We start from the raw sequence: 24144 nt of genomic DNA, 5'->3' as shown, positions 1-24144 counted from the left end.
GCCTTACGCTGAGAACGATTGACGAGGCGCGAGAGGATTGATTCAAGGCTGCTTTTTGGAGGCAGGCTTGAGCAGGGGCGATCTCACCGAAGCGGAATGGCGCGTTCTGAAGGGCTTGTTGCCCATTCAGCCTGAGAACCGTGGCCGAGGCAGGCCGCCCGAGCAGAATCGCTCGATCATCAACGGAATTCTGTGGCGGCTCCGCTGCGGCGCTCCGTGGCGCGACGTGCCGCCCAAATATGGCAGTTGGAACACCATCTACCGTCGGTTCCGGCGATGGAGTGAAGCCGGTGTCTGGGAGAACGTTGCCGTGACGCTGGCCGAGATCATGGCGGATAGGCCCTGCGCCCGGACAACGAAACGAACCTCCGCCGGTTGATCCTGATTTCATGGTAGCAATGAGCCGCAAGTATGATGTGGCCGAACGCGATGCTCGTAACCGTGCCTTGGGTAAGGCCGGAGAGGAACTGATACTGGCGCATGAATGTGGAATTCTGCGCAAAATGGGGCGGGAGGACTTGGCCGATCGCGTGCGATGGACGGCCGTCTTGGACGGTGATGGTTACGCCTCACGCGTCCTGACGCTCCAGGTGTGTGTAGGATCATCCATATAGCGTTGGTAAGCCTCTCCAAGCGTCAAGGACGGTGAAGCAGGCTGATCATCCCTACGCTGACTTACCAGTGACAATGATTCACTACTCTTCTCACTCTCAATAATATCTAAATTATTCAACCCCTTGAGAAGATAGTGATCACACTGAAAGCCAGCCTTTAGCCTTACATTCTCAATCTGAGATTCAATGTTAGCCATGACCATGGGCAAACGGTGGGCAGCAATCTGAAAACTATCAGTCCGCAATGATCGCCAGATTTCAGCCTTACCAATCAGCCTGAAAACATCCTGAGGCACCGTCTTACGGTAATAGAACTGTCCACCCCTGAGAAACATGCCACAGGGCATTTTCCGTAGCAGTTTACCGTAGCAGTTTCTGACACCGTTTTTGGCGGTTTTCTCAGGATTTCCAAGGCTTTTGGAGGCCGAATCCCGTAGCAGTCCGGTGTAGCAGACGCGATTTATGGGACCCTTTAGGGGTAATTTTACAATATTTTCAATGTCTTGGGAAAGACTGGTGCCCAGAAGAGGACTCGAACCTCCACGCCCTTGCGAGCGCCAGCACCTGAAGCTGGTGCGTCTACCAATTCCGCCATCTGGGCACGGGGCGTTGGGCTGTGGGCCTTCCGCCGGGTAGGAGGGCGCCGATAAGGGGTGTGTGCGGGGCTGTCAACAAGGGTTTGCGTCAAAGATTGCGAATCCGCCGCCTGGCGGTGTGGTTGGTGATTGAATCGATGGGGGCCGGTGTGCCATTGGGCCGCCTGACAGTGCGGTCCGGGCCGGTGTGGTCCGGCGAATCGCGGATGATTTTTGGCAAGGACTGGGCATGACCATCGGCAAAGTGCGCGATCTGGACGGAAAGCTTGTGGCGCTGGTCGGCGGGACCGGGTTTTTCGGCCGCCACCTGGCGCAGGAACTGCTTGATCGCGGCGCGCGGCTGCGCATTGCCAGCCGCCATCCGGAAAAGGCGTTCAAGGTCAAACCGCTGGCGGGCCTGGGTCAGGTCCAGATGGTTGCCGTCGATGTGACCAAGCCGCACACGCTCGAGGTTGCACTGACCGGGGTGGATGCGGTGGTCAATCTGGTCGGCGCATTTGCCGGCAATCTGGATGCGGTGCAGGGCAGGGGTGCGGGGCAGATCGCCGCGATTGCGCGCGCGCGCGGGGCCACCAGCTTTGTGCACATTTCCGCGATCGGTGCCGATGCGGCATCGCCTGTGGGCTATGCCCGCACCAAGGCCGAAGGCGAGACGGCCGTGCTGGCCGCATGGCCCGAGGCGGTGGTGCTGCGCCCTTCGGTGCTGTTCGGGGTTGACGACAATTTCCTGAACCTGTTTGCCGGGTTCACCGCGCTGCCGATCCTGCCCGTGTTTGCGCCCACGGCGCTGTTGCAGCCGCTTGATGTCGACGATGCGGCCCGGGCGGTGGGCAACGTGCTGGCCAACCCTGTGCCCCATGCAGGGCTGATCTATGAACTGGGCGGCCCCGAAGCCTTGAGCGTGATGGACCTCAATCGCCGGATCGCCCGCGCGACGCAGCGTTCACCGATCATCGTGCCCCTGCCCGAACGCCTGGCATCGCTGATTGCCGCAATGCCACTGACCCCGATCAGCCGCGATCAGCTGGCGCTGTTGCGCCAGGGCAATGTTGCGTCCGATACGCTGCCCGGTATCCGCGCGCTCGGTGTCAATCCGCGCCCGCTCGATCTGTTTTTGAACCGCTGGCTGGTGACATTCCGCAAGCACGGCCGGTTTGGCGCAAAGGTGGCGTAAGCAGGCGGTTCGGCAGGCGGGGCCCCGAACGGCTAGGCGTTGACGTCGCCATAGTGTTCGGGTGGCTTGATCACGTCCATGCGTTCGGTCAGCAGCGGGCGAAAGCTGGGGCGGCTTTTCAGCGCCGAATACCAGCCGCGGGCCTGTTCGTGCTGTGACCAGTCGATCCCCCCCAGGTAATCGGCCACCGAGATCTGCGCCGCGGCGGCCAGATCGGCCAGGCTCATCGTCGCTCCCGCCAGCCAGGGGCGGTTGTCGATCAGGAAATCGACATAATCGAGATAGTCGTTGGCCAGGCGGATGGTCTGGCGCAGCGCGCGCGCATCGGGCGGCTGGCGCGTGATCAGCCGCTTTTTCATGCGTTCATCGAGCATCGGGCCGGTCACACCGGCAAAGAAATTTTCGTCGAACAGCGCGACCAGGCGGCGGATTTCGGCGCGGTTTGCCGCGCTGCCGTTGATCATGGGTGCCTTGTCGACGGTTTCTTCGAAATACTCGGCGATCGCACGGCTGTCGACCAGCACCAGCCCGCGTTCGGGATTGGTCAGCACCGGGGTGCGCAACGCCGGGTTGAGCATCTGGAATTCCTCGCGGTGTTCCCACGGGTTTTCACGGACGAGTTCGTAGCCGACGCCCTTTTCGCTGAGCAGCAGGCGGATTTTGCGGCTGAAGGGGCAGATCGGGAATTGGTAAAGGTACCACATCGTCACATGCCATAATGGCCAGCCCCGCAAAGCCAAGCAAAACGATCAGACTTCAGGGTCTTTCCGCATTGCCGGCATCGCCGGGGTGGGCGGGACGGTCCTGGCCGGCGCGCGCGCGGCTTCAACGCAGCAGACGCATCCGTTCGCGCAACGTGTCTATGGCGATGTCCTCGATGCTCGCCTCGGGGCAATCGGCGACCAGCAGCGATGCCAGCGACCGCTGCTTCTGGGCAATCAGATCAATGGCCTGCAAGGTGTCGATATGGCGCATGACGATGTCCATATCGACGCACAGGGCTCCGCCCAGTGCTTCGACCTCCTGTGACAGTTCTTCCAGCACCACCGCGATCTGGCGATGGGTGGCGACATTGGCCATGCGTGTTTCTCCTGGACCTGGGCGCGGGTGCGTCAGGCGGCTTCTGCAACCTGTGCACCGTCGCTCAGCGCGGATAGATTGAGCACCATGACCATGTGATCATCGATCGCGGCCAGCCCGTCGAGGAACGGCACGACCGTGTCGTGCCCCGCGCTTGGCGGAGGTGGTTGCAGGGTGTTGTCGGGCACTGTCACGATGTCGCTGACCGAATCGACGATCCATCCGCCGACCTGGGCGCCCAGTTGGGTGACGATGATCGCATGCCGCGGGGTCGGCTCGGTGGCGCGCCAGCCCAGCCGGGCAGCCAGGTCGACCACCGGCAGCACGGTTCCGCGCAGATTGACCACGCCCGCGACATAATGCGGCACGCGCGGCAGGCGCGTCGTGGGGCTCCACGCACGGATTTCGCGGATCGACATGATGTCGAGCCCGAACACCTGTCCTTCGACTTCAAACGTGATGAGTTCACGGGGCATCACCATTCTCCAGGGTGCAGGATGATCAATGCGCGATGCGGCGCACGGCGGCGACGAGCTTTGCGGGGTCGAACGGCTTTACGATCCATCCGGTGGCGCCGGCGGCGCGCGCGCGCGCCTTTTTCTCTTCGCTGCTTTCCGTGGTCAGCACCAGGATCGGGCGATCGCGATGGCGGCTGCCTTCGCGCAGCCGCTCGATCAGGCCAAACCCGTCAAGCCGCGGCATGTTGATGTCGGTAATCACGACATCGACCTCGTTCAACGCCAGCCAGTCAAGTGCGGCCAGACCGTCTTCGGCCTGGGCAACGTCAAACCCCTGGGTGGTGAGCGCGTGGTTGAGCAGCGCCCGCATCGACGGGCTGTCGTCAACTGTAAGAATGCGGGTGGTGGTGTTCATGCAGGCTGGCTCGCTGGTTGGGGTCAGATTCGGGGCGGGTTGGGTTTCAGAAAAGTTCGACATCGCCGGTGGCCTTTGCTGGACGGGTGGAGGGCTGGACGGGCGGGGCAAAGCGGTCTTCTACAGTGCGGCACCGCACCTGGCCCGACGCGGGCCGGAAATCGACGCGTCGTGCGCTGTTCCCCCCCAGATCCGCACGGACCAACTCGATCCCTTCGCGCTGGACAAAGCTGCGGGCAAAATCGGCGTTGGCCGAGCCGATGCGCATCATGTTGCGATTGACGTTGGCCCCGCCGTACAGGTGCGCCTTCAGGCGGCTTTTGCGCGCGCCCCTGCCCAGCATCTGGTTGACCAGCAGTTCCATCAGATATGTGCCATAGAATTCGTCGACCGAGGCACCGCTGGCCATGGCGGGCGGTTCGGCCAGCAAAAAATGGTTCATGCCGCCCAGTCGCGCATCGGGGTCGAACAGGCACAGCGCGACGCAACTGCCCAGCACGGTCGACATTTCGGCGCCGGGTTCGCCGCTGACCATGGCCTGGCCCTGCATGACCGTGATGCGTTCGGGTACAAGGGTGCCGGCAGGCTGGATTCTTTGTTCGAACATCGCTCAGGCCGCCTTGCTGAAGGCATGGCGGGCGATCTGCCCGATCGGGGCGACCACTCCGGCCGCGCCGAGCGAGATCGCCGCACGGGGCATGCCGAACACGATCGAAGTTGCCTCGTCCTGCGCGATCGTGTGCGCGCCGGCCTGGGCCATGGCGAGCAGCCCTTGCGCGCCATCGCTGCCCATGCCGGTCAACAGGATCCCGATGGCGTTGGCCCCCACCGACTTGGCCACCGATTGAAACAGCACATCCACCGATGGCACATGGCCCGACACCCGTTCGCCCTGGCGCAGTCGACAGCACAAAGCGCTGCCGCCGACGCTCAGGTGACGGTCATCGCCCGGCGCCAGATAGACATGGCCATCGCGCAGCGGCAGGTCGGGTTCGGCCAGCTGGATACGCGGCGGGCAATTCTGATCGAGCGTGCGGGCCACCGCGGGGGCAAACCGCATGGCGATATGCTGCACAATCAGCGTGGGCGGACAATCCGCCGGAAATCCACCCAGCAGAATTTGCAACGCCTCGACCCCGCCGGTGGACGATCCGACCGCAATCAGGCGCGGCCGCTCTTTCAGCGATGTGCGCAGATCGCTGGCCACGCGTTGCGGTGCAGGGCCCCGCTCGCCAAAGCGCACGCGCGATGCTTCGCGGATCAGGCCGGCCAGCATCCCGCCATCGTCGAACGGCAGGCCGCCCGAATGTCCGGTTTTGGCATAGCAATTGACCGCACCCAGCGCGAGCGCGCGCGCGGTCGTTTCGGTACCCTTTTGCGTTGAGCCCGACACCACGATCACCGGGGTTGGCCGCAAAGCCATGATCTTTTCGAGAAAATCGAGCCCGTTCATGCCCGGCATTTCAACATCGAGTGTGACCACGTCGGGATCGAGTTCGCGGATCATCATGCGGCCCTGGGCCGCATCGGCTGCGGCACCGACCACGACGATATCGCCATCGCGTTCCAGCCGGGTTTTGAGAATGGCGCGCATCGTCGGAGAATCCTCGACAATGACCACGCGTATGGCGGGTTGGGCAGCGCTCATGCGGCAGTTCTCCGGCGATAGACGGTGGGCCCCATCGGCATGAGGTGATCAAGCGCGGGTCCGGTGACGCGTTCGCTGTGTCCGACATACAATGTGCCATCGGGTTCGAGCATTTCGGCAAAGCGCGCCACAAGTCGTTCTTTTGTGGGATTATCAAAATATATCATGACGTTGCGGCAAAAAATTACGTCAAACCGGCCCTGCATCGGCCAATCGCCCAGCAGATTGAGCGTCCGGAAACGTGCCATTGCGCGCAATTCTGCGGCAATCTCGGCCTCGTCGCCGCACGGGGTGGTCCATGCCGTGCGCAAGGCTTCGGGCACGGGCTTGAGATCGTCGGCGCGATAACGGGCGGCCATCGCCTTGGTCAGCGCGTGGGTGGCAATATCGCTGGCCAGAATGCGGATGTCGCGTTTTGCCAGCGCAAGCCCCGCCTGACGATCGGGACCGAGCAATGTCATGCCCAGCGACCAGGTTTCCTCGCCGCTGGAACAGCCGGCCGACCACATCCGCACTTTTCCGCCCCGGTCCAGCCGTTGCAGCAGGTGCGGGCGCACGGTGTCGCGGAAGTGTTCGAAATGATGCGATTCGCGGTAAAAGAACGTGTGGTTGGTGGTCAGCGCGCAGATCGCCTTCTGACGCTCTGCCGCATCTTCGCGGATGCGCATGACATAGGCACCGAATGTGGCGCACCCGCCATCGCGCACCAGCGGGGCGATACGCGAATAGACCAGCATCGCCTTGCCCTGCGGCAGCACAATCCCGGCTTCGCGATAGGCGATTTCGCTGATCGCGCGAAAATCGTCGGCGCCATAGATGTCGGGACTGATCCCCGGCAGGGCATCGGAAAAGGCGGCAGACAGGTTCATGCCGCCTCGCTCAGGCCGATATCGGCCAGGCTGTGGGCGACCAGCCCGTCGACATCGACGATCAGCGCCACGCGCCCGTCGCCCAGGATGGTTGCACCCGCAACCCCCTCGACCGAGCGATAATGCGTGTCGAGGCTTTTGATCACCACCTGGCGCTGATCGCAGATCGCATCGACCAGCAGTGCGGCACGGCCGGCGCCTTCGGTTTCGACCACGATCAGCACGCCGTGTTCGGCGGCTTCGACCGCGCCCGCGGCGCCCACTGCGATGTGCAGCGGCAGCACCGGAATGAACCGGCCGCGCACATTGATCATCGCGCGGTTTGCGCCCAGGCCTTTGACCTCGCCGGGTTCCGGACGCAGGCTTTCAACCACGTTGGCCAGGGGCACGACCAGCGTCTGATCGCCGACATTGACCACCATCCCGTCCGAGATCGCCAGTGTCAGCGGCAGGGTCAGTGTGAACGTGGTGCCTTTGCCCGGTTCGGATTCGATCGTGATGCGCCCGCCCAGGTCCTTTACGTTCTGGCGCACCACGTCCATGCCGACGCCGCGTCCGGAGACATTGGTAATCGTCTGTGCGGTCGAAAAACCGGGCGCAAAGATCAGCTGATCGATCTCTTCGCGCGACAGTTGCGCATCGGGGGCCACCAGCCCTTTTTCCACCGCCTTGGCCAGGACCCGATCGCGATCGATGCCTTTTCCATCGTCGCCGATGCGAATCAGGATGCGGCCCGAACGGTGTTCTGCCGACAGGGTCAGTGTGCCTTCGGGTGATTTGCCCGCGGCCAGCCGCGCCTCGGCCGGTTCGATGCCATGATCGACAGCATTGCGGATCAGGTGGGTCAGCGGCTCGCCCAGCCTTTCGATCACGGTCTTGTCCAGCTCGGTGCTTTCGCCCGAAACCTCGAGCCGGACGTGCTTGCCCGTGCTGCTGGTCAATTCACGCAGGATGCGCGGCACCCGGCTGAACACCGAACCGATCGGCTGGGCGCGGATCGCCATGGCCGATTCCTGAATATCGCGGGTCAGGCCTTCGAGCATGGTCAGCTCTTCGGTCACGGCCAGGCCATCGCCGGCCAGTCGCTGGGCCATCATCGCCTGGGCGATGACCAGTTCGCCCACCGCATCGATCAGCTTGTCCAGCTTGCCCAGTTCGATACGGATCGACTGGCCCATCGCGGGCGGTGCGGGTGGTGTGGCTACGCCACTGGTGGGGGCCGGCACCGGCGCAATCGGCGGCTCGGCCCCGGCAACGGCCGCGCTGGATGGCAGTGTGGCAAGCGGTGTCGCGGGGGGGGACGCCGCCTTGATCGAGGTTGCCTGCGGGCGCACCGGCGGCATCGGCGTGGCATCGCCGAACACCAGGCTGCACCCGTCGCCGACAAAATCGAAAATGTCGGTGACCGCTGCCTGCGCCACGCCTGACGGCAGCGCAAACGTCCAGCCAAGATACCCGGTACCCGGATCAATCGTGTCGAGTGAAGGGATCTGGCTGACATCGCAATCGACGCACTGGCCGCCCAGGTCGAGAATTTCGCGCAGCATCAGCAGCGGTTCGCTGCCGTTGCGCATCGCGCCGGCATGGGGGCGCACTTTGACGGCCCAGGCCGCATCGACGGGGGCATCGCCCGATGTGCTGTCCGCACCAGCGGCATCGAGGGCACCGGCAATGTCGTCAAGCATCGCGGAAAAGTCGAAATCGCTCAGCGGTTCGCCGTCATCATCGTCAAACGCGGGCGCGACCGCCGCTGTAACGACAGGTGCGGGCGCCGGCATCGGTGCGACGCCGGCGTTGGCAGCCATCGCGGCCGTCAATTCGGCCTGCAGCGCACCATCGTCGGGGGTTTCGCCCAGTCCGCGCGCGGCCGCGACATGATCGCTCAGCGTGTCGAGCGCGCCCAGCATCAGGTCGATCAGCCCATCGGTGATCGCCACGGTGCCATCGCGCACGTCGGACAGCAGCGTTTCGAACGTATGGGTAAAGCCCTGCAACGCGATATAGCCAAACGCGCCCGCGCCGCCCTTGATCGAATGGACCCCGCGAAACACCGCGTTGATCGTGTCGTGGTCATGCGTGCCGGCCTTGCACGCGGCCAGGCCCTGTTCGGCCGCGGCGAGTGATTCTTCGCATTCGGCAAAGAAGATTGCCTGGATTTCATCGGCATTCATGCCACTGCACTCCCCTTCGAAAGCACCGGCACATCGTCGAACAGTTCGGCCTCAAGCCCCAGCCTGCGCGCCGTGTCGCGCAAGTGCGGCGATGCATCGATGACCGCGCCTTCACCCGTGCGGCGTGATGCGATCAGGATCTGCAGCATGGCCTGGCCGATCTGGGTGCAGGCGCGCGCATCGATGGCCAGCGGACCCGAACCCAGCGCGGCAATCATTTCCGGCAACAACGCCTCCGCAGCGGCCCGGTCGCATCGGGATGGCAGGCTGATCGGTTCCATGGACAACGAAGGTTCCCTTTTGGACTTGGCCGGGATGCGGCGAAGAATGCCTGCCCGACACCACGGCTTAGCCCGCAACCCGCAAAGGTCGGCTTGCGGCACGCTTAGGGTGAGATACCTACCTCGGGCCTCAGGATTTGCTGGCGGCTTGGCGGTTAACGCTTTGTGCAGGAAGGCGCTGCGGCATGCGCGGCGCGCTCAAACCAGGGATAACGAGCCCCATGCACGAAGCACGCGTTCTGGTTGTCGATGATTCGGCAGCGATGCGAGCCCTGTTTTCAGACATTCTGGACCAGGCCAAAAACGTCACGGTGGTCGGAACCGCGCGCAGCGCCGATGACGCGCGCGAACAGATTGCCGAACTCAAACCCAATGTGATCACCCTCGATGTTGAAATGCCGGGGATGAGCGGGATCGAATTCCTTGAGGAAATCATGGGGAACAATCCCATGCCGGTGGTCATGCTGTCATCGCTGACCCAGGCCGGCACCGAAACTTCGCTGCGCGCCATTGAACTGGGCGCGGTCGAATGCTTTCCCAAACCGCTGAAGGCAACGCCCGAACAGTTTTCGAAATCGGTGGGCAAGCTGGGCAAGATCGTGCTGGCCGCGGCCAATTCCAATGTGCGCGACCGCAAACCCCGCGTCGAACACAAGGCCAGCGATGCCCAGTTCCAGTGGAACGGTCATATCGCCGCGATCAGCGCCTCGATGGGCGGGATTGACGCACTGACCACCATCCTGGCGCAGTTTCCGGGCAACTGTCCGCCGACGCTGGTGTGCCTTCAGGCCGAACCGATGGTGGTGGAAACCTTTGTCCGCCGGCTGGACGAAATGCTGAAATGCCATGTCCGCGCCGCCAGCGACGGCGCAACGCTGACCCCCGGCACAATCACCATCGCCGCCGATCCGGCGCGCCATGTCGTGGTTGAACCGGGTTCGCCTCCGCGGTTGCGCCTGATGGAGCGTGATCCAGTTGACGGCGCGCGGCCTTCGGCCAACCTGCTGTTCGGATCGATCGCGCGCGGTGCGATCCCCGCGATCGGTGCGGTCCTGACCGGCATGGGCAGCGATGGCGCGCACGGGATGAAGATGTTGCGCGATGGCGGCAGCGAAACCTTTGTCCAGGATCGCAAGACCGCGCTGGTCAGCGAAGCCCCCGAAGCGGTGATAGCGCTCGATGCGGCCAGCCGCGAAGTGCCGCTGTCGGAACTTGGCGCGGTGATCCTGGGCGGATGTTCAATCGGCTGACGGCAACCGGCGGGTTGCTTTTTGTGAAAATACGTCGCCCGCAGCAGCCATGGAGCTGTGGCGGGCGATGTGTTGTGCGCAACGCACCTGCCGGCCGATCAGGCCGGAACGGCGCCCAGCATGGCCTGACGAATCTCGATGAAATCCTGACGGATCTGGCCCAGTTTTGCCGCATCGAACGTCAGCACGCTGTCCAGGATGGTGGTGCGCGCCGACTGATACAGTTGGAGCAAGGCCTGCCCTGTGGGAACGTTGCCATCAACACCGATCTGCAGCGCGGTCAGTGCGGCCACCGCGCGGGTCAGCGCGTTGCTTTTGGCGCCATTGTCGCCGGTACCCGCAGCGTGGATCGCACGGCCCAGCGATCCGGCCACCTGTTCCAGGCACAGGTCGACCAGCTGGCGCGAATCCGCACCTTTGACGCGGGCGTCGAAATCGACCCGGCGATAGGCTTCCGAAGGGTCACGGTTTAGCAGCATCGGATCAGCCTGACGAACTGGAGGAATTGGTCCACAGCGCCACCTGCTGGGTCAGGAACGACTGGGTCGATTTATACGCAGTCACCGTGGAGTTAAGCGCGGAATACTGGCTGACCAGCTGGGTGCGCAGCGTGGTCTGTTGGGTCGATATCGTGCTCAGCTGCGTCGTGATGGTGCTTTGCTGGCTTTGCATGTCCTTGACCGACCCGGCCAGCGAATTGCCGTTGGTCGGGTCGTTGACGGCCTGCGACAGGTTGAACACCGTCGCATAGACGCCATTCGCCCCGGTGGTGAACATTGCGGCCACCGCCGAAGAATTGGCCTGCAGCGCCTTGTCGAGCACGCTGGTGTCGAGCGTGAAGGTGCCGTCCTTGTTGGTGGTCAGCCCCAGATCGGCCAGCGTTGCCGGCTGTCCGGTGGTGGCATCGGGCATCACCACGGTCGAACTCAGGCTCGACAGCGATTGCTGGAGCGCGCGTGCGCCGGCGTTGTTGTTGAGCGCGGCGCCTGCCGCGCTGTCGGTGTTGAGCTGGTTCACGATCGTGTTCAGCGCCGACACCAGATCGTTCATGCCGGTGGTGATCGCGCTGGTCGGATCGGTAAAGCTGATCGTGGTCGGGTTGCCGCGGTTGGTCCCGGTCAGGTTCAGCGAAATGCCCGGCGCTGCATCGGTGATCGCATTCGACGCAGACGTGCGCTGCACCCCATCCAGGATATAGCTGGCGTCCGTGGCCGACGCGGCCAAAGTTGCGCCGCTGCCGGATGGCGATCCCGACGCGGCCGGGCTCCACGCAAATTGTGACAGCCCGGGGTCCGACGCGTTCTCGCTGGCGCTGACGGTAAAGGCGTTGGCCGCGCCCTGCGGGCCGGTGATGACCAGCCGCTGGCCATCGGAATTGGTGGCGACATAGGCCGAAACCCCCGCGCCTGCGCTGTTGATCGCGCTGGCCATCTGGGCCAGCGTCGATCCCTGCGCGATGGTCACGTTGATCGGATTTTGGCTGCCGGGCGTGAATGTCGATCCTGCGATCGTGCCCAAGGTGATCGTCAGGCTGCCCGATCCGACATCGGTGGCGCCTGATGACACTGTCGGGCTGGCGATTGTCTGCCCCTGGGCCAGCGCATCGACTTCGAGCGTGGTCGTGCCGCTGCCGGTGGCGGTGCCGGCGCTGACCGTGGCGACACCGCTGTTGGCGATCTGCGGGGTGGACGACAGCTGGCCTGCGTTGATCATCGAATCGAGTGAACTGGCGAGCGTCGAGGTCATGTTCATCAGCGTCGACGCGTCCGAAATCTCGGTCGACAGGGTCGAATTCTGCGTGTTGAGCTGATCGACCTGGCCGGCGTATTCAGCGGTCGACAATTCGTCGGCCAGGCTCGTGGCGTTGATGGTGCCACTGACGCCCAGGCTGGTCAGCAGCGCTTCGGTGGCGCTGCCCGTTGCAGTCGTGGACGCGCTGGTCGACGCGGCTGCCGTCGTGGTGGCCGACGTCGCAGCGGTGCCCGCTGCCGTGCTGCTGGTCGCGCCGGTTGACGAACTGGTTGAAGAGATCGTGGTCATACTGCCAAGAACGGCTGATTGTCAGGCACTTTAAGTGATCGTACTGGCGGCATCGGCGATGATTTCCGGATTGCCTTCGGCGTCGAACCGTACCGCCAGCGGCACATCCACGCGTGGCGCCGGCGGGCTTTCGCCGCGTTTCAGGCTCAGCACAAAGGCCAGCACCGCGGCCACCGCCACATAAAGATCTTCGCGGATCATCTGGTTTTCACGCGTGGTGTAATAGACCGAGCGGGCCAACGCCGGGTATTCCAGCGTGGGCACGCCGAATTCGCCCGCCAGTTCGCGGATCGCCAGTGCGGTTTCGCCGCGCCCCTTGGCCAGCATGATCGGCGCAGGCGCCAGATCGGGGTCATAGCGCATGACCACTGCGAAATGGGTGGGGTTGGTGATCACGAACTGTGCGTCCTGCACCGCCTTGCGCACCGATCCTTTGGCAATGGCGCGCTGGCGGCGCCGGATCGCTGCCTTGTTTTCGGGATTGCCGTCGGTCTGTTTGTTTTCGTCGCGGATTTCCTCGCGGCTCATGCGCAGGCGGCGCTGGCGGCGGACCCACTGGATCGGAAAATCGCTCATCGCGATCAGCATCAGTCCGACCGCCAGATAGATCAGAAGCGTCGTCACGGCATGCCAGGCATAACCGATCTGCACCTGCAGATGCCCCGCACCCAGCCCGATCAGCACCGCCAGCCGCGATCGCAGCCAGACCCAGGCCAGTGTGCCCAGCAGCGCCAGCTTGGCCAGTCCTTTACCGATTTCGATCAGCCCTTGCGCGCCGAACATCCGCGACAGGCCGTTGGCAGGGTTCAGGCGTGATGGTTTGGGGGCAAGGTTTGATGCCACAAACGCGCCATCGCCAAGGCCCAGCTGCACAAACAGCGACGCGGCCAGCACGCCCACACCCAACAGCAGCACCGGCGGCAGAACACCGGTCAGCGCCTCTTTCAACAGTGCGCCCGGGTCGAACCGGTCCAGACTGTCGCGATTCCACACCAGCCCCAACCGCATGACCCGCGTCAGGCCGCGCATCATCCACGGACCCGCCAGCACCAGCCAGGTTACGCCCACCGCCGTGCCCGTGGCCACGGTCAATTCGCGCGATCGCAGGACATCGCCGCCCTCGATCGCTTCGCGCTTGCGCTTTGCGGTCGGCTCGAAGGTTTTTTCGCCCGCGCTTTCGGCCATCCTATTTCACCAGCAAGGCAGCACTGTGTGCCACCGCAGTATGCGCAAGATCGGCCATGCGTTCACCGATCAACGGGGCCGACGCGAGCAGCGCGGCAATTCCTGCCAGCACGCCCGCGGGCAGGCCCAGCGCAAACAGATTGAGCGCGGGCGCCGACCGGCCAATGATGCCGGTGACGATATGCACCACCAGCAACAGCACCACCACCGGCAGCGCGATGCTCAATCCGGCCAGGAACATGTCGGCGGCGAACATATCGATCAGGTGCAGCCGGCCTGGTGTCAGCCACGGCGTGCCGGGTGGGAATGTGCGATAGCTTTCGATCAGCAGGCTGATCCAGTCGAGATGGGCACCGATGCCAAAGAACAGCACGGTCAGAACGACGCTGAAATATTGCCCGAACACTGCCGAATGCGCGCCGTTGATCGGATCGGCGCTGGCCGCGATCGACATCCCCATGCCCGCCCCGATCAGTTCGGCCCCGATAGCCGGCGCGGCAAAGGCCAGCTGCATGACAAACCCCAGTGCCAGACCGATCACGACCTCGCCCGCCACCACCACCAGGCCGGCCAGCGACAGCAGCGCCGGCGGTGCGGCAACCTGGGTCCAGCTGCACACCAGCACGGCCAGCGCGGCGGTCAGCATCACGCGCACTTGCGCCGGCACCGCGGCCGCGCCGAACAGCGGCGCGGCGAACAGCGCGGCGCCGATCCGCGTCATCACGAACACGAACCGCCAGAATTCCGCCTCAAGCGGGCCAAACCCGAAATCCAGCCCGATCATTTTCCGATCATCGCGATCTGGGCCATGACATCTTTCAGAAAATCGGCCGCCAGACCCAGCATCGCCCCGCCCAGCAGGACCAGCACCAGCACCGTCACCGCCAGTTTGGGCACAAATGTCAGCGTCTGTTCGTTGACCGATGTTGCCGCCTGGATGATCCCCACCACCAGCCCGACTGCCAGATTGGCCACCAGCACCGGCACGGCGGCAAGCGCTGCAGTCCACAGCATGCGGTCGGCCAGCGCCAGCAGGGTTGCGGTATCGTCCATTGTCGCGTGCCCTTCAGGTAAAACTTGCGGCCAGGCTGCCCATCAGCAGCGACCAGCCGTCGACCAGCACGAACAGCAACAGCTTGAACGGCAGCGACACGACCGTCGGGCTCATCATCATCATCCCCAGGCTCATCAGCACCGACGACACGACGATGTCGATCACCAGAAACGGCAGGAACAGCATGAACCCGATCTGGAATGCGGTTTTCAGCTCGCTGGTCACGAATGCCGGCAGCAGGATCGAAAACGGCACGTCGGCCTGCGCCGCAAAGCGCGGGGCATGCGCCATGTCGGCAAACATCAACAGATCGCGTTCGCGCGTCTGGCGGATCATGAAGCTGTGAAATTCGCGGCCTCCCGCCACAAACGCCTGTTCGGCATTGATCGTGCCGGCCGAATAAGGCTGGATCGCGGTGGCATTCACGCGGTCGAGCGTGGGTGCCATGACAAACAGCGACAGGAACAGCGACAGCCCGATCAAGACCGGGTTGGGCGGGCTTTGTTGCAGGCCCAGCGCCTGGCGCAACAGCGACAGCACGATCAGGATGCGGGTGAAGCTGGTCATCATCAGCACGATGCTGGGCAGAATGGTCAGCAGGCCCATGATCAGCAGCAGCTGCATCGACAACGCCAGGCTGCCCTTGCCTTGCGCGCCCGACAGCGCGCCAAACGCCCGGTCAAGCGCGCCGGGGATCGCGGCGCCCGACGGCGCAGGGACGGGCACGGACTGGGCGTGCGCGGCACTGGCCATGACCAGCATCGCGATCAGCGCCAGTGCAGCAAGTCCGGCCAACCGGCGCCAGCGCTCAATCGGCATGATCGCCGCCCCCGTGGCTGCGCGCGGGCGCCTCGGCCAGCCGCACCAGCCCGTGTTTCGACGCGGACACCAGGATCTCGCGGTCATGAAACGCAATCACCGCCAGCCGCATCGTGGGTGACAGCATCCGGGTTTCGATGATGCGCAGGCCGGCTTTGCCCTCGGGTGAGACAAACCGCCCTTCCAGCCGCTTGGCCAGGCGCAGCGATCCCCAGGCCAGCCCGGCAATCAGTGGCAGAAACAGCGCGAGCTTGGCCAGGTACCACCACATCACTGGCCACCTGCGCCGGCGCGACGACGCGGCCCCTCGGGCGCGGCGGGTGCGTCCTGGCCGACCAGTTCGACAATGCGCAGGCCAAACCGTTCGCCTTGCGCAACGACTTCGCCGCGCGCGATCAGCGTGCCGTTGACCATGACGTCAAGCAGTTCGTCGGTCATGCGGTCCAGCACGACGACGCTGTCGGTGGTCAGGCCCAGCACGTCCTTCAGTTTCATGTCGGTGCGGCCAAGTTCGACCGTAACGCGCACGTCGACATCCTTGATCAGGTCAAAACCGCGGGGGGTGAAAGTCATGGGTACCTCGTGTTCAATGGGGTGCGCGCGGATGTGGGCATCAGGTCAGCCGGGTGACCTGGATCGCGACAGAGCCGTCGACCGCGCCGATCGTGCCGTGGCCGATGGTGTGCCGGCCCGCGATCAGCGGTACCTGGCGCGCGATCGGCAGATTGAGCACCTGGCCCGGTTCCAGCCGCGATACAGCCTGCAGCGGCAGCCGCGTGTCCACCAACAGCGCGGTCAGCGTCAGCGGCATTGCGGCAAACGGTTCGGCCTCGGGATCGCCCGATACGGCATCAGGCGCGGTCTGCGCTTTTGGCATGGCCATTCCGGTCAGCACCGCCAGCGCGCCGATCGGCAGTGCCAGCCGGATATGCCACGGTGCGCGCAGGCCTTCGGTCACCGCGATGTCCAGCACGGCCAGGCGGGTGGCCGGCGCAAACGACTGAAGCTGCGCCAGATCGGTATCCCGCCGCACCGGATCGATGGTCTGGCGCGCCGCACCCGCACCGCCCAGCGCCGCGCCCAGCTGCGCCGCCAGCACCGCTTCGACGCTTTGCAGCATCAGATCGGCCGACATCGGCAATTCGCTGGGCAAGGGGTGGGGTGCATCGCCTGGTCCACCAAAGGCCCGATCGACCAGCCGCATCAGCGTTTCGGCATCAATGGCGCCCACCATCCGTTCACCCGAAGGCGCGGCGTGGTACAGGCTGTATGCACACAATCCGCTGCGCGCAAAATCGGCCATGGCCATGTCATGCGGACCGTCGATCGAAACTTCGGGCATATTGCCGCCGCACAGCCGGGCCAGCGATCCGCGCAATCCGCGTGCCAGCCGCGATCCGGCCTGACGCAACGCCTCGATCAGGTCGGCGTCGGCGGGGCCGGGGCGCAGCAGCGCGGCGCTGTGCTGTGCCAGCGCACGTTCGGCCAAAAAGGCGAAATCCTGCTTCATTGGATGATGAAGTTCTTGAAATAGACCGCATCGACCCCGCCGAACCCTTCTGCTTCGACCAGGACCTTGTTGATGGCCTGCGCCAGCCGCTTTTGCAGGGCTTCTTTGCCCTGTGGGGTCTGCACATCCTCTTCGCCGGTGTCGGCCAGCACCGCCAGCATTGCCGAACGGATCGCCAGCTCGTGCTTTTTCAGCCACAGCAGCACGCGGTAATCGCGATGGGTGGAACAGGCGATCGACACCTGCACCAGCGCGCCTGCGCCTTTCAGGTTCGAGGTGAAGTCTTCGGAAAAGCTGAAATACAAGGTGCGGTATTCGGTGCCGCCATCGCCTTCGGTGCCCTTGCCGGCCTCGCCTTCGCCTTCCTTGGCGGCGGGGGCAAACGGATCGGTTTCGCCTTTGCGGATCAGCTTGGGGTTTTTGTCTTCCTTGACCACCGGCTTGGTCCCGCCGATCACGCCCGTGGCGACCAGCGCGAACACCCCGCCGCCGCCCGCGCCCAGCAAGGCGACGGCGGCCACGATCTTGATGATCATGCCGCCGCCCTTTTTGGCCGCCTTGGCGTCCTTGTCCTTCTTGTCACTCATTGCGGATCGTACGCCCCCTGTTCAATTGGCGAGATGGTCAGGCAAAAATGCCGGTTGTGTCGGTGGCGTCGGGGCTTGTGGCAGCCGCGCCCGGACTGCCGCGCCGGGGCGGCGCGGTATCCTGGCGGCGGGTGTCGCCACGCGGGGCATTGTCCGGACTGCCGTGCAGGGTGCCGCCATTGCCGCGCGCGGCAAATTCGGATTGCGGTGGGGCGGCAGGCTGTTGTCCGGTTTGGCTGCCCTGGTGGTTGCCCGCCGACGCAGGCGCAGTCGCGCTTGCAGTCGCGGCCGCCACCGCCGGGGCAAAACCCGGATCGGTGCTGTGCAGCGTTACCGCCAGACCGTCGTCGCGCGGACTGAACTGCAGGCCCACGCGCCCGAAATCGGCATGGGTCAGCGCGATACCGACAGTCGCCGTGCCCACTATCGGGTTTTCGGACCGCGCACGCGCAATCGAATCGACCAGCGTGGCAAAATCGGTGGGTGTTTCGGCCGCCGGTGTCGCAGGATTGGGTGCCGGCGTGAACAAGGGCGCAGTGGCCGGCATCAGCGGCGCGGCGGTCCCGGTTTGCGGCGGGGTTGGCGCGGTCGGCTGATTTGCCGACGCAGGGCCTGCCGCGGCGGGCCTGGCCTGTGCCGGGGCAGGGCGCGACGGCGCCGGTGCGTGCGCAGCGGCCGCCGTGCCTGGCGCCTCGGCGGCGCGCGGTACCATGCCGGTTTGCACCGTTGCGCGCGCGGTCAATGGGGGGCCGGGCTTGGCTGGGCGCTGTTCGCCGGGTGCGTCCAGGCTTTGCAGCGCGGAGGTCGGGGCGCCGGGCACCGGGGTTGCCGCTGTTGCCAGGGCCGTCTGTGCGACCTGGATGGCGCCCGCGGTCGGCGACGGGTCGGCGGGCTGTGCGTCGCCCGGTGTTGCGTCGGTTGCTGGCGTTGGCGGTGTGGCCGGCACTGTCGGCTGCGGTACAGCGGGTGCGGGATCGACCGGCTGTGCCGTCGCGCTGCCGGCAGGGGTATGCGCCGCCGGGGCCGGCCGGCCTTTGCCCTGCGGCGCAGGCGCAGCGCCGGCAATGCTGGCAGGTGCCGGCGGCAGGATTGTGCCGGTCGTTGCCGCCACCGGTGCAAGGGCAGCGGGCACCGGCGCAAGTACCGCCGAAACCGGCTGCTGCACGGCGAGCACCGCTGCAAAGCCCGCGCGGACTGCCGGTTTGGCGGCGCCATCGCCGATTGCCGGGCCAGCGTGTTCGACGCCGGACGTCGCCGCACTCGCAAGGCGGGAGCGCGCAGCCCGGGAACTGGCGGAAACGGCAATCGCAAGGGTCATCGGCGCAAGGCTCCCGGTGGGATGGTGATCGTGGTTAAGCGAGAATCGTGCCAATTCCGGACCAAGGCATCAGGTTGGCCGTGGCGGCCGCGCGCCAAGCGGCACGCTGGCCGCGGATTCATGGCGGGCAATGCGTGCTTCGGTGGCATTGGCGCGGGTTTCGGCGGCCGCGCGGCTGCGTTCGGCGGCAGCGGCTTGTGCGGCGCGGGCATCGGCCTGTTCGCGCGCCCGTGCGATATCGGCCGCGTTGCGCGCGACCATCCGCTCCAGTTCGCCCAGATAGATCCGCTGCCGCGCCAGATCGCCTCCGCTTTGCGCATCGCTACGCATGGCATAACCGGTGATCAGCGCGGCGGTGCGGCTGCCCAGGTGTTCCAGCTCTGCCAGCCGCGCTTCGGCCTTGCCCGCTTCGGCCAGAGCGGTCTGCCGCGCGATGCCACGCAGCGTTTCCAGCCGTTTCAACCGGACCAACCGGGTGCGTTCAGCCTTCATCGCCCAGCAATCCGCCCAGTTGCCGGATACACACCGACAGCGGCACGATCTCGGCTTGCGCCTGGGCCAGGAATGCGGTCAGCTGATCGTGCATGGCAATCGCGCGATCCAGCTGCGGATCGGTACCCTGGCGATAGGCGCCCATCAGCACCAGGTCGCGGTTGGCCTCGTACGCGGCGACCAGCGCACGAAACCGCCGCGCCAGCCGGGCGTGATCGGGATCGACAATGTCGTTCATCACCCGGCTGAGCGAGGCGGCGATGTCGATTGCGGGATATTGTCCGCGCTGCGCCAGATCGCGCGACAGCACGACATGCCCGTCAAGGATCGCGCGTGCGGTGTCGACCACCGGATCGTCCTGGTTGTCGCCGTCGGCCAGCACGGTGTAAATCCCGGTGACCGAGCCGCCGCTGGCCGCCGAATTGCCCGCGCGTTCGACCAGCTTGGTAATGGTGGAGAGCGCCGACGGCGGATAGCCGCGCGCTGCGCCGGGTTCGCCCAGCAACAGGCCGATTTCGCGCGCGGCGTGCGCCACGCGGGTCAGGCTGTCCATGATCAGCAGCACGCGGCGGCCTTGCGCGCGGAACTGTTCGGCCATGCCGGTGGCCAGCATGGCGCCGCGGATGCGCAGATTGGGCGCATGATCGGCCGGCACCGCGACGATCACGCTGCGTGCGCGCTTGGCACCGTGCATGTGGCGTTCGACAAAGTCCGACACTTCGCGCGCGCGTTCACCGATCAGGCCCACCACAACCACTTCGGCCTCGGCCCCGTGGGCGATCATGTCGAGCAGCACCGATTTGCCCACGCCCGATCCTGCCATGATGCCGATACGCTGGCCCACGCCGAATGTGGTCAGCGCATTGAGCGCACGCACGCCCACATCGAAGGGCACACGCACCGGCGCTCGATCGAGCGCACCCGCGCGCACCCCGCCGGCGGGCCAGTCCTGCGCTGCCGCGATCGGTGGTCCGCCATCGATCGGATGGCCTTCGCCATCCACCGCGCGGCCCAGAAACGCCGGCCCCACCGGCAGCATGCCGGGTCGGCCTTCGGGCCGGACGCGTGCACCGGGGCGCAACAGCACCGGATCGCCCAGCAGCATCATCAGGGTGTGGCCATTGCGAAATCCGATCGCCTCGGCCGACAGCGTGCCGCGGCCGTGCGCGATCCGGCATTGCGCGCCGATCGGCAGGGCCAGTCCGCTGACTTCGAGCAGCCCGCCATCGCAGGCCGACACCACGCCATAACGGCGCGGCGTCAGATCAGGCGTGATTGCAGCCATGCGTTCCAGCAACGGCAGCGCATGCGTCACCATATCCGCAGCGCCTCGTCCAGCGCGGCGCGCCATTGCGACGGGCCGTCCTCGACCCCGCCACCCGACGTTTCGATACGCACGGTCCCGCGTTCGAGCGCGGGATCGGGTTCGCAATGCCATGCCGACGGCAGCCGTGCATGAATCAAGGCCAGGTCTTCGGGATGAAGGCGGATCAGGCGATCGTCGCTGGCGCGGTTGAACATGGCCGCGGCCGTTTCGACCCGCCGCGCCAGCGCCTCGGGCACCAGCGCCGCATCCGCCAGCACCGCGTGGCACAGCGCCAGCACGGTGTCCTTCAGCCGCTGGGCAAAGGCGTCGCCTTCGGCGGCGTCCATCTGCGCCAGCACGGTTTCGATGCGATGCCGCGCGGCATCGTCGGCGGCGGCTTGCGCTTGCGCAGCGGCGGCGCCGGCCTGCACCCCTTCGGCATAGCCTCGGGCATAAGCCTGCGCCACAGGGTCGGGTGCGGGGCTGTCGGGTGCGCCGGCAATTTCGTCGGGCCACGCAAACCGGGTGTCGCGCGCAAACCCGCTGTTGCCACCGGCCAGCGCGGCCAGCGACAGGCCGCGCGTACGTCGCGCGTCAGACATAATCGTCTTCGCCGGCCCCGAACACGATCACCCCTTCGGCGGCCAGACGGCGTGCGGCGGTCACCATGGCCTTTTGCGCTTCCAGCACTTCGGCCATCTTCATCCGCCCGCGCGCGCCGATTTCATCGCGCACGCCATCGGCGGCGCGCGACGACATCGCGCGGAAGAACACATCGCGATTGTCCTCGGGCGTGCCTTTCAACGCGGCGATCAGCGTGTCGCTGTCGACTTCGCGCAGCAGCGTGCCCATCGACTTGTCATCGAGCACGAACAGGTGTTCGAACTTGAACATCTCGTTCTCGATGGCCTTGGCCAGGGCTTTGTCGGCCTTGGCGATTTCGGGCATCACGCGGCGTTCGACGGTGCGCGCGGCGGCGTTGATGATATCGGCGGCTTCGCGCGGGCCACCCATCGTCAGCGCGGCGCGCCCGTGGCGTTCGGTGATGCGCCGGGCCAGCATGTCTTCCAGCATGGCGATTGCTTCGGGTGCGACCGGGCCCAGCGTGGCGACGCGCTGCACCACCTGGCCCTGGATCGTTTCGGGCAGGCCATGCAGCACGCCTGCGGCCACCTCGGCCTCAAGCTGGACCAGCAGCACCGCGATTGCCTGCGGGTGTTCGGCGTTGACCAGCGGCACTAGCACTTGCGGGGTCAGCCAGCGCGCCAGTTCCAGCGAACTGGTGCGCTGTTCGGGCGCGATGCGCTGCATCAGGCTTTCGGTTTTGACCTCGCCAATGGCGCGGGTCATCATCGTGCGCACCTGGCCCACCCGATCGGGCACGACCAGTCCCATGCGCTCGGTCTTTTCGACAAAGCGCGCAATGGCATCCTCGATGACCGCCGGGCTGATTTCGCCCAACGCGCACATCCGTTCGCCCAACTGGCGCAGTTCGGCCGGGTCGAGCTGGCCCAGCAGCGCGCTGGCCTGATCGTCTTCGAGCAGCATGATCATCACCGCCGCGCGTTCGGCGTCGGTCACGTTGAGACCATCGGGGGTCATGTCGCTCATGGGGCCGGCTCCGGCTGGGGATCATTCAACATCTGGCGCAGCGCGGCGACCGCGGTGTCGGGCTTTTCGCGGACCAGGCGCTGCGCCAGGCCCACCTGCTTGCCCAGCATTTCGGGGTCGATCCGGTTGTCGGGCGTCCGGGTATCCTGGCGGGCCGCGCCGGCAGCGGCGGCTTCGCCATCGTCGCCTTCGCCGGCAGGGCCGGGCAGCAAGCTTGCGGTGTCGGGCGGCACAGGATCACGTTTCAACACCTTGATCAGCGGTCTGACGCCCAGCAGCAGGCTCAGCAGCACGGCCAGCAGGGCAACGCCGTTGCGCACCGCCATCGCAAACCACGGCGTTTCCCAGAATTTGGGCTGGTCGATGGTCACCGGCTGAAAATTGCGCACCACCACCGCCACCTGATCACCGCGCGTTGCATCGACGCCGACAGTGGCGCTGACCAGCTGTTTGATCTGGTCGATTTCGCCCGGTTTGGCCTTGGCCATGGCTGCGGCACTCAGCGCGACGGCCACCGACAGGCGGCGGATCTTGCCCGGTCCGGCATTGGTCACGGCCACTTCGCGGCCCAGTTCATACGTGCGGCTGGACGAACTGTCGGTGTTGGTCGGGTTGGGCGCAGGCGCCCCGGGCCCGGTGTTGCCGGCGGGCGGCCCGGCCGAAGCCTGCGGCTGCGGCGGCGGGGTGTTGGACAACACGCCGGGCACCCCCGACGCGCTGCTGCCCGGGCTGGTCTGCGATGCGGTTTGCGTTTCGGTGCGCACCGCGCCCTGCTTGTCATAGCTTTCGCGCGCGCTGGTCTGCTGATCCATGTTCAGATCGACCTGCACTTCGCTGGAAAAATTGCCCGCGCCCAGCATCGGGGTCAGCAATGCTTCGACTTGTTCACGCAGTTTGTTTTCCAGCCGCGCCTCCATCTCGATACGGTCGGCATCGCCGGCCTGGCCGCTGGACAGCAGATGGCCCTGCTGATCGATCACCTTGACCGATTCGACCGACAGGCCGGGCACCGATCCGGCCACCAGATTGATGATCGCGGTGACCTGGCTGGCCGACAGTTGCCGGCCTTTGGCCAGTTTGACCATGACCGAGGCGGTGGGCGCGGCATTGTCGCGCACAAACGCGGATTTTTCGGGTTCGGCCAGATGGATGCGCACCGCCTCCACCCCTTCGATCTGCATGATCGTCAGTTCCAGTTCGCGTTCGCGCGCGGCCTGCAGGCGTTGGCCTTCGACGGTGCGGCTGGCGCCCATCGGCAGTTTGTCGATCATCTGTTCGCCGGTTTCGGGCGTGGCCAGCGCGCCATCGGCGGCGGCGACCATGCGCGCCTTGTACAGATCGTCCTCACCCACGGTGATCGCGCCGGTGCGGTTGTCGATGGCATAGCGGATCGACGCTTTGTCGAGTGCGGCAACCACCTGCGCGCGTTCGGAATCGTTGAGCGTGCTGTAAAGCACACGCTGTGGCGCAGGCGCCATTTCCAGCCACAACAGTCCCGCCAGTCCCGCCGCGGCAATGCCGCCAAACCATGGCAGCGCGCGGCGCACCGGGCCCTGATTGAGGAAACGGCCAAGCCGCGCAGGCAGACTGCCGCCTGCGGCATCGGTCAGCGGCGCCAGCAGCGATCGGCCGGTTTCACCCCCGGCAGGGACCAGATCAGCCATCG

At 65.6% G+C, this 24144-nt stretch carries 29 protein-coding genes and 1 tRNA gene; 3 read left to right on the top strand and 27 right to left on the bottom strand.

Annotated elements, in window-relative coordinates; all coding sequences use genetic code 11:
* Positions 1 to 67: 67 nt before the first annotated feature.
* A complete protein-coding gene (locus G404_RS20105) occupies positions 68 to 379 on the top strand; it encodes a transposase (protein ID WP_211230780.1) in 312 nt (103 codons plus the stop codon).
* 183 nt (positions 380 to 562) lie between these two features.
* Here G404_RS20105 and G404_RS20995 read toward each other — a convergent pair whose 3' ends face one another.
* Positions 563 to 949 carry a DUF6538 domain-containing protein gene (locus G404_RS20995; RefSeq protein WP_028641455.1) on the bottom strand — a complete coding sequence of 129 codons (387 nt, stop codon included), beginning with the start codon at positions 947 to 949 and terminating at the stop codon, positions 563 to 565.
* A gap of 179 nt (positions 950 to 1128) precedes the next feature.
* Positions 1129 to 1215 (bottom strand) — tRNA-Leu (locus G404_RS0112885).
* Between the two features lie 224 nt (positions 1216 to 1439).
* Here G404_RS0112885 and G404_RS0112875 point away from each other — a divergent pair.
* Positions 1440 to 2384 carry a complex I NDUFA9 subunit family protein gene (locus G404_RS0112875; RefSeq protein WP_028641454.1) on the top strand — a complete coding sequence of 315 codons (945 nt, stop codon included), beginning with the start codon at positions 1440 to 1442 and terminating at the stop codon, positions 2382 to 2384.
* Between the two features lie 32 nt (positions 2385 to 2416).
* Here G404_RS0112875 and G404_RS0112870 read toward each other — a convergent pair whose 3' ends face one another.
* The 9 genes from G404_RS0112870 to G404_RS0112830 form a co-directional block, all read right to left on the bottom strand.
* Entirely contained in the window at positions 2417 to 3088 is a 672-nt protein-coding gene (locus G404_RS0112870; protein ID WP_028641453.1) for a glutathione S-transferase family protein, read from the bottom strand.
* A gap of 121 nt (positions 3089 to 3209) precedes the next feature.
* Positions 3210 to 3464, bottom strand: coding sequence for a hypothetical protein (locus G404_RS0112865; protein WP_028641452.1), 255 nt, complete (start codon positions 3462 to 3464; stop codon positions 3210 to 3212).
* Between the two features lie 32 nt (positions 3465 to 3496).
* Entirely contained in the window at positions 3497 to 3940 is a 444-nt protein-coding gene (locus G404_RS0112860) for a chemotaxis protein CheW (RefSeq protein WP_028641451.1), read from the bottom strand.
* 25 nt (positions 3941 to 3965) lie between these two features.
* Complete coding sequence (locus tag G404_RS0112855) at positions 3966 to 4337, bottom strand: response regulator (protein ID WP_084601306.1); 372 nt, start codon at positions 4335 to 4337, stop codon at positions 3966 to 3968.
* 46 nt (positions 4338 to 4383) lie between these two features.
* Positions 4384 to 4944 carry a chemotaxis protein CheD gene (locus G404_RS0112850; protein ID WP_036521347.1) on the bottom strand — a complete coding sequence of 187 codons (561 nt, stop codon included), beginning with the start codon at positions 4942 to 4944 and terminating at the stop codon, positions 4384 to 4386.
* A 3-nt stretch (positions 4945 to 4947) separates the two neighbouring features.
* The gene (gene cheB / locus G404_RS0112845) at positions 4948 to 5985 is read right to left on the bottom strand and encodes a chemotaxis-specific protein-glutamate methyltransferase CheB (protein ID WP_028641448.1); all 1038 of its coding nucleotides are present in this window, start codon (positions 5983 to 5985) and stop codon (positions 4948 to 4950) included.
* Positions 5982 to 6854 (bottom strand): CheR family methyltransferase, encoded by an 873-nt coding sequence (locus G404_RS0112840; protein WP_028641447.1) that lies wholly within the window; start codon positions 6852 to 6854, stop codon positions 5982 to 5984. Before G404_RS0112840 ends, cheB begins: the two co-directional genes overlap by 4 nt.
* On the bottom strand, positions 6851 to 9025 hold the full coding sequence (locus G404_RS0112835) for a chemotaxis protein CheA (RefSeq protein ID WP_028641446.1): 2175 nt from the start codon (positions 9023 to 9025) through the stop codon (positions 6851 to 6853). Before G404_RS0112835 ends, G404_RS0112840 begins: the two co-directional genes overlap by 4 nt.
* Positions 9022 to 9306, bottom strand: a complete 285-nt coding sequence (locus G404_RS0112830; protein ID WP_028641445.1) for an STAS domain-containing protein — start codon at positions 9304 to 9306, stop codon at positions 9022 to 9024. Before G404_RS0112830 ends, G404_RS0112835 begins: the two co-directional genes overlap by 4 nt.
* A 221-nt stretch (positions 9307 to 9527) precedes the next feature.
* On the opposite strand from G404_RS0112830, the gene G404_RS0112825 reads away from it, so the two are divergent.
* Positions 9528 to 10556, top strand: a complete 1029-nt coding sequence (locus G404_RS0112825) for a chemotaxis protein CheB (protein WP_028641444.1) — start codon at positions 9528 to 9530, stop codon at positions 10554 to 10556.
* 98 nt (positions 10557 to 10654) lie between these two features.
* Here the strand turns inward: G404_RS0112825 and G404_RS0112820 are convergent, their stop codons facing one another.
* The 16 genes from G404_RS0112820 to fliF form a co-directional block, all read right to left on the bottom strand.
* Positions 10655 to 11035 (bottom strand): flagellar export chaperone FliS, encoded by a 381-nt coding sequence (locus G404_RS0112820; protein WP_028641443.1) that lies wholly within the window; start codon positions 11033 to 11035, stop codon positions 10655 to 10657.
* A gap of 4 nt (positions 11036 to 11039) precedes the next feature.
* On the bottom strand, positions 11040 to 12596 hold the full coding sequence (fliD, locus tag G404_RS0112815; RefSeq protein ID WP_028641442.1) for a flagellar filament capping protein FliD: 1557 nt from the start codon (positions 12594 to 12596) through the stop codon (positions 11040 to 11042).
* Between the two features lie 30 nt (positions 12597 to 12626).
* Positions 12627 to 13781 (bottom strand): EscU/YscU/HrcU family type III secretion system export apparatus switch protein, encoded by a 1155-nt coding sequence (locus G404_RS0112810; protein WP_028641441.1) that lies wholly within the window; start codon positions 13779 to 13781, stop codon positions 12627 to 12629.
* Position 13782: 1 nt separating this feature from the next.
* Positions 13783 to 14565, bottom strand: coding sequence for a flagellar biosynthetic protein FliR (fliR, locus tag G404_RS0112805; protein WP_028641440.1), 783 nt, complete (start codon positions 14563 to 14565; stop codon positions 13783 to 13785).
* Positions 14562 to 14834, bottom strand: coding sequence for a flagellar biosynthetic protein FliQ (locus tag G404_RS0112800; RefSeq protein WP_028641439.1), 273 nt, complete (start codon positions 14832 to 14834; stop codon positions 14562 to 14564). The genes fliR and G404_RS0112800 overlap by 4 nt, the downstream gene beginning before the upstream one ends.
* Positions 14835 to 14847: 13 nt before the next feature.
* Positions 14848 to 15654, bottom strand: a complete 807-nt coding sequence (fliP, locus tag G404_RS19015) for a flagellar type III secretion system pore protein FliP (protein ID WP_084601305.1) — start codon at positions 15652 to 15654, stop codon at positions 14848 to 14850.
* The gene (locus G404_RS0112790; protein WP_028641437.1) at positions 15644 to 15925 is read right to left on the bottom strand and encodes a flagellar biosynthetic protein FliO; all 282 of its coding nucleotides are present in this window, start codon (positions 15923 to 15925) and stop codon (positions 15644 to 15646) included. The genes fliP and G404_RS0112790 overlap by 11 nt, the downstream gene beginning before the upstream one ends.
* Positions 15925 to 16227: a flagellar motor switch protein FliN gene (fliN, locus tag G404_RS19010; RefSeq protein WP_051280658.1), complete on the bottom strand. Its 303-nt coding sequence runs from the start codon at positions 16225 to 16227 to the stop codon at positions 15925 to 15927. The genes G404_RS0112790 and fliN overlap by 1 nt, the downstream gene beginning before the upstream one ends.
* Before the next feature lie 40 nt (positions 16228 to 16267).
* The gene (locus G404_RS0112780; RefSeq protein ID WP_028641436.1) at positions 16268 to 17164 is read right to left on the bottom strand and encodes a FliM/FliN family flagellar motor switch protein; all 897 of its coding nucleotides are present in this window, start codon (positions 17162 to 17164) and stop codon (positions 16268 to 16270) included.
* Positions 17161 to 17751, bottom strand: a complete 591-nt coding sequence (locus G404_RS0112775; protein WP_028641435.1) for a flagellar basal body-associated FliL family protein — start codon at positions 17749 to 17751, stop codon at positions 17161 to 17163. Before G404_RS0112775 ends, G404_RS0112780 begins: the two co-directional genes overlap by 4 nt.
* 37 nt (positions 17752 to 17788) lie before the next feature.
* Positions 17789 to 19069, bottom strand: a complete 1281-nt coding sequence (locus tag G404_RS0112770) for a hypothetical protein (RefSeq protein WP_028641434.1) — start codon at positions 19067 to 19069, stop codon at positions 17789 to 17791.
* 69 nt (positions 19070 to 19138) lie between these two features.
* Positions 19139 to 19561, bottom strand: coding sequence for a hypothetical protein (locus tag G404_RS0112765; protein WP_028641433.1), 423 nt, complete (start codon positions 19559 to 19561; stop codon positions 19139 to 19141).
* A complete protein-coding gene (locus tag G404_RS0112760) occupies positions 19551 to 20879 on the bottom strand; it encodes a FliI/YscN family ATPase (RefSeq protein WP_028641432.1) in 1329 nt (442 codons plus the stop codon). Before G404_RS0112760 ends, G404_RS0112765 begins: the two co-directional genes overlap by 11 nt.
* Positions 20873 to 21469, bottom strand: a complete 597-nt coding sequence (locus G404_RS0112755; protein WP_028641431.1) for a FliH/SctL family protein — start codon at positions 21467 to 21469, stop codon at positions 20873 to 20875. The genes G404_RS0112760 and G404_RS0112755 overlap by 7 nt, the downstream gene beginning before the upstream one ends.
* Positions 21462 to 22478 carry a flagellar motor switch protein FliG gene (gene fliG, locus G404_RS0112750; protein WP_028641430.1) on the bottom strand — a complete coding sequence of 339 codons (1017 nt, stop codon included), beginning with the start codon at positions 22476 to 22478 and terminating at the stop codon, positions 21462 to 21464. Before fliG ends, G404_RS0112755 begins: the two co-directional genes overlap by 8 nt.
* Complete coding sequence (gene fliF / locus G404_RS0112745; protein WP_028641429.1) at positions 22475 to 24142, bottom strand: flagellar basal-body MS-ring/collar protein FliF; 1668 nt, start codon at positions 24140 to 24142, stop codon at positions 22475 to 22477. The genes fliG and fliF overlap by 4 nt, the downstream gene beginning before the upstream one ends.
* Positions 24143 to 24144 lie beyond the last annotated feature (2 nt).

Origin of the sequence: Novosphingobium acidiphilum DSM 19966, from assembly GCF_000429005.1 — a bacterium.
GTDB lineage: Bacteria > Pseudomonadota > Alphaproteobacteria > Sphingomonadales > Sphingomonadaceae > Novosphingobium > Novosphingobium acidiphilum.
The sequence above is the reverse complement of the archived record's forward strand: the minus strand, read 5'-3'. Positions and strand labels throughout refer to the sequence as shown.